Annotated in this window: 5 protein-coding genes; 2 read left to right on the forward strand and 3 right to left on the reverse strand. The window is 67.5% G+C overall.

Annotated elements, in window-relative coordinates:
* Together L995_RS07715 and L995_RS07720 are read right to left on the reverse strand one after the other, a co-directional pair.
* On the reverse strand, positions 1-521 hold a 521-nt coding region (locus L995_RS07715; protein ID WP_331428946.1), incomplete at its 3' end, for a nitrilase-related carbon-nitrogen hydrolase.
* Between the two features lie 357 nt (positions 522-878).
* Positions 879-1,721: an META and DUF4377 domain-containing protein gene (locus L995_RS07720; RefSeq protein WP_034348043.1), complete on the reverse strand. Its 843-nt coding sequence runs from the start codon at positions 1,719-1,721 to the stop codon at positions 879-881.
* A gap of 330 nt (positions 1,722-2,051) precedes the next feature.
* Between L995_RS07720 and L995_RS07725 the strand changes: the two genes are divergently transcribed.
* Positions 2,052-2,630, forward strand: coding sequence for a DUF2242 domain-containing protein (locus tag L995_RS07725; RefSeq protein WP_016450474.1), 579 nt, complete (start codon positions 2,052-2,054; stop codon positions 2,628-2,630).
* 24 nt (positions 2,631-2,654) lie between these two features.
* Here L995_RS07725 and L995_RS07730 read toward each other — a convergent pair whose 3' ends face one another.
* Positions 2,655-3,536 (reverse strand): peptidoglycan DD-metalloendopeptidase family protein, encoded by an 882-nt coding sequence (locus tag L995_RS07730; protein WP_016450475.1) that lies wholly within the window; start codon positions 3,534-3,536, stop codon positions 2,655-2,657.
* 64 nt (positions 3,537-3,600) lie between these two features.
* On the opposite strand from L995_RS07730, the gene L995_RS32905 reads away from it, so the two are divergent.
* Positions 3,601-4,177: hypothetical protein (locus L995_RS32905; RefSeq protein ID WP_156136011.1), on the forward strand; the 577-nt coding region annotated here is incomplete at its 3' end.

The following is a 4,177-nucleotide window of genomic DNA, read 5'->3' on the forward strand; positions in this document are numbered from 1 at the left end:
CGGTCTGCGGGCTGGCCTCCCATGGGGACCCAGTTGGTTGGCATGGCCACGATGTCCACGTCCTGCATGGCCAGCAGGCGATAGGTTTCGGGAAACCAGCCGTCATAGCAGATCAGCACGCCCAGGCGCCCCCATTCGGTGTCGAACACGGGCAGGCCCCGGTCCCCGGGCTCGAAGAACACGTTCTCGTCTCCCCACAGGTGCAGCTTGCGGTAGGTGCCCAGGTATCCATGGGGACCCAGGACCACGGCGGTGTTGTAGAGACGGTCGCCCGCGCGCTCGGCAATGCCGGCAACGATGTGCACATTGCAGCGCCGCGCCACATCCATCCAGACCTGGGTGCAGGAGCCGTCCGGGACGGACTCCGCCAGCGCAAGTGCCTCGGCGCGGCTGGCAAAGACATAGCCGGTGTTGGCCAGCTCGGGCAACACCACGAGGTTGGCGCCCTGGGCGGCGGCGCGCTCGATCAGATCCACCGAGTGCGCAAGGTTTTCGCCCTTGCGCCCCACGCGAGGCTCCATCTGGATGCTGGCCACCGCAAGCGGGGGCCTAGGGGATACCTGGGATACCGTGGACGGCGGGCGCGAGTCAGGAAGACTTGCCGTAGAAGACATGCAGGCTCCAAAAAGCAAAAAGCCCCCGACGGCGCCGTAGGCGCATGTCAGGGGCTTTCATAGCCGATATGAGTCAGCAGTTATTGCTGAGGTTGGGCACGAGAGAGGTCTCGACCGTGGCAACCATGTTGTCGTCCCGATTGACGGGTGTCAAACCAGTAGATTCCCGGACATGGGCTGGCGCAGGCCGTCTCCTTCCGGAAAAAGAAAAAGGCCTGCGCAATGCAGGCCTTGATCGGGGCTTGTCGAGACGCTGCAGCGCGCTCAGCGGCCCACGCGCTCGCTCTCGACCACCATGTCCAGCACATAGGCGTATGCCGATGCGTCGGCCGGCACGTTCTGGCGCTTGTAGCGCTGGATGCGCAGCACGTTGCGGATGCCGGGCTCGTGCTTGTAGCCCTCGATCTCGCTGTAGAAGTTCTCCCACTCGCCGGTGGAGGTCTTCACGCCGTTGTCGCCGTAGCGGATCTCGCGCACGCGCAGGCACTGGAAGTCCTTGATCAGCGGGTGGTTGCAGGCCGTGCGCTGGGGCGCCACTTCCAGGAAGATGCGTTCGCCTGCGCTGCCGTACTGGGTCTGGGCCGTGGGCGAGCCTTCGAGCTGCCAGCGCGTGCCGTCGATGAAGGTGAGCGTCAGGCGCGCAGGCTGCTTGCCTTCGCCCAGTTGCACGGACCATTGCTTGGCCGTGGGCAGGATGCGGGCCACCTTTTGCTCCAGCGCCATCAGCTGGTCGTCATCGCAGGCCATCAGCGTGCTGGCGGCGCGCTGGGTGGCGATGCGGTTGCCTTCGGTGCGGTAGCCCGTGGTCACCACGTTGCACAGGTTCTTGACGGCCAGGCGCTGGTCGGCGAACTCCAGTTGCAGGGGCCGCTTGCGCGAGGCGGCCGTCAGGAACCAGCTCTGGTCCTCGGTGCCCTGGGGCGTGAAGGCCTGGCGAAGACTCCAGTGGTAGGCGGTCAGCGATTGGGCGTCACCGGGCGGGCCGGCAGGAGCCGACACCTGGGGCTTGGCGCCGTCTTCGGCGTTGCCGCCCTTGTCGATATGGCTGCAGGCGCCGAGCCCCATGGTGACGATCACGGGCAGGCACCAGGTCCAGCTTGGCTTCATGTTGAGTTCCTTGGTTGATGGGTACGGGTACAGGCGCAGCGGCGGCAGGCTTGGGCAGCCCGGGTGCGGCATGAGCCGCACCGGCCCTGGCCGAACCGGGGCACCATAACGCAGATGCGCGGCGGCGCTTGTCAGAACGGGGCGCTATTCACATTCGTTTGCATCTATTTGATGCAGACGGAAAAACCGATTGCTGCAAAGTTGCCGGCCATTGCATTGCGCTCGGGTGAGAATAGGCGGCCAGCCGCCACGCCATCCGCAGGCTGCGGCACCGGAGCAAGGAGCAGGTTCGTGTATCGACGTTGGAGTGCAGCAAACAGGGTGCGTGGCATGCGCTGCGCAGGGGCTTTGGCCGTCATCATGGTGCTGGCGGGCTGCGGCTCGACGATTCCCCAGCATGTGCCGGTGCAGGAGAGCTTCGGCTCCACCGAGACCTTCTCGCGCATGTTCGATGCCTCGCCGGCCCAGACCTGCGAGGCGGCGCGCCGCGCGCTGCTGAGCCAGGGCTACATCGCCATGGCGCGCACGGCCGAACTCATAGAAGGCAGCAAGAGCTTCCAGCCCGACCCGGAGCTGAACCTGCAGATGAACATCCGCGTGGTCTGCGTGCCGGAGACCGCCGACGGCCAGGTCAGCATCGGCTTTGTCACGGCGCTGCAGGACCGCTATACCCTGAAGAAGAGCGCCAACTCGGCCAGCCTGGGCGTGGGTGCGCTGGGGTCCGTGTCGCTGCCGTTCTCCTCGGGCAGCGACTCCATGGTCAAGGTGGGCAGCGAGACGATTGCCAAGAGCGGCTTCTACGACAGCTTCTTCGAGCTGGTCTCGCGCTACCTGGCGCAGGACCGCGACTCCATCGCCGTGCCCACGCCGGTGGCGCCGCAGAACACGATTCCCTCGGCCGACCACTGACGCCGGCGGGCGCCACAGCCCCGTTCACGCCGCCAGGAACAGCGCCGGGTCCACCATGCTGCGGTTGAGCATCACGCCCCAGTGCAGGTGCGGGCCGGTGACGCGGCCCGTGGCGCCGACCTTGCAGAAGGCCTCTCCCGTGTCCAGCTGATCGCCCAGCTTGCACTGCACGCTGCTCAGGTGGCAGTACATGCTCAGCAGGCCACCGCCGTGGTCCAGCCACACGGTGCCGCCGTTGAAGAAATAGTCGCCCACATCCACCACCTTGCCCGGCAGCGGCGCGACGACGTTGGTGCCCGTAGCTGCCGCGATGTCCATGCCGCTGTGCGGATTGCGCGGCTGGCCGTTGAACACGCGGCGCAGGCCGAAGCTGCTGCTGCGCCGGCCCGGCACGGGCTGGCGCATGCGCAGGTCGCCGGGGCGTGCGGGCGGCTCGGTGAACAGCGCCATGATGGTCTGCTGGTGGGCGCGCTCACGCTGGTAGCGCGCATCGTCCTCGGGCGACAGGTCCACGGTCTTGGGCGAGACCTTCAGGCGCTGCTCGGTGTACTTCTTGTCACGCACCTCGTAGGCCAGGGAGCGCGCTGCGCCTTCGCCCTTCACGGTCACGCTGTGGGTGCCAGGTGCGGCCGACAGCGCAATGCCGACCACGGCCGTCCATTCGATCATGTCGCCCACCACCAGCACGGGCACGTCGCCGGCCAGTACCTGGGGTCGCTGGGATGCGGGCCCCAGCGACAGACGGGCCACGCCGCCGGGCACGCGGCTGTCATGGGGCCAGGGGGATTCGCTGGAGGGCGCTGCGGCCTTGGCGGCCCAGGAGGGAAGGATCAGGCCCGCGCCCGAGGCGCACAGGGATTGCACGAACAGTCGGCGGGAGCGGGGATTCGTCGTCGGTATCTGCATGGATGAAGCGGCGGGCTTGGCGCCGGCATGGGGCCGTTATCGATCGCCCCATTGTCCGCCAAGCGTGCGCCAAGCCAAACCTCTGCCGGGCCGTTCAGCGGTCCCGGCGTTCGTCACGTCCGCCGCGCCGTTCCTGCGGGCGGGATGCGTTGGCCATGCGCTGCTGCTGTTGGCGCTGCTCCTGCTGCGCGCGGGCCTGCTGCTGCTGGGCGCGCGCCTGGGCCTGCTGTGCCTGCTGGAGCTGCATGCGTTGCTGCTGCGCCTGACGCTCCTGCATCTGGGCCTGTCGTTGCGCTTGCTGCTGCGCCTGTTGTTGGGCCTGCATTCTGGCCTGCATCTGTTCCTGCGCACGGGCTTGTTGCTGTTGCTGTTGTTGCTGCAACTGCTGCTGGCGGGCCTGCATCTGCGCCTGTTCGCGGGCCTGGTCCCTGGCCTGCATCTGTGCCTGGCGCTGGGCCTGTTGTTGCTGCCGTTGTTGCTGTTGCTGTTGCTGTTGCTGCCGCGACTGCTCCTCGCCACGCAGGCGGGCGGTCTGCATCTCCATCTGCTGTTGCTGCTGCTGGCGCATGCGCGCGGCATCGGCCATGGAACGGTCGCGGTCCTGCCGGTCCTGCTGCCGCATGCCCTGCTGCGCGACGCGG

The organism is Delftia sp. ZNC0008 (genome assembly GCF_000799035.1).
GTDB lineage: Bacteria > Pseudomonadota > Gammaproteobacteria > Burkholderiales > Burkholderiaceae_C > Comamonas > Comamonas tsuruhatensis.

What these genes read in the sequence shown, in the direction of transcription:
- L995_RS07720 (WP_034348043.1), bottom strand. Translation starts at nt 1,721, where the DNA reads ATGAAGCCAAGCTGGACCTGGTGCCTGCCCGTGATCGTCACCATGGGG.
- L995_RS07725 (WP_016450474.1), top strand. Translation starts at nt 2,052, where the DNA reads ATGCGCTGCGCAGGGGCTTTGGCCGTCATCATGGTGCTGGCGGGCTGC.
- L995_RS07730 (WP_016450475.1), bottom strand. Translation starts at nt 3,536, where the DNA reads ATGCAGATACCGACGACGAATCCCCGCTCCCGCCGACTGTTCGTGCAA.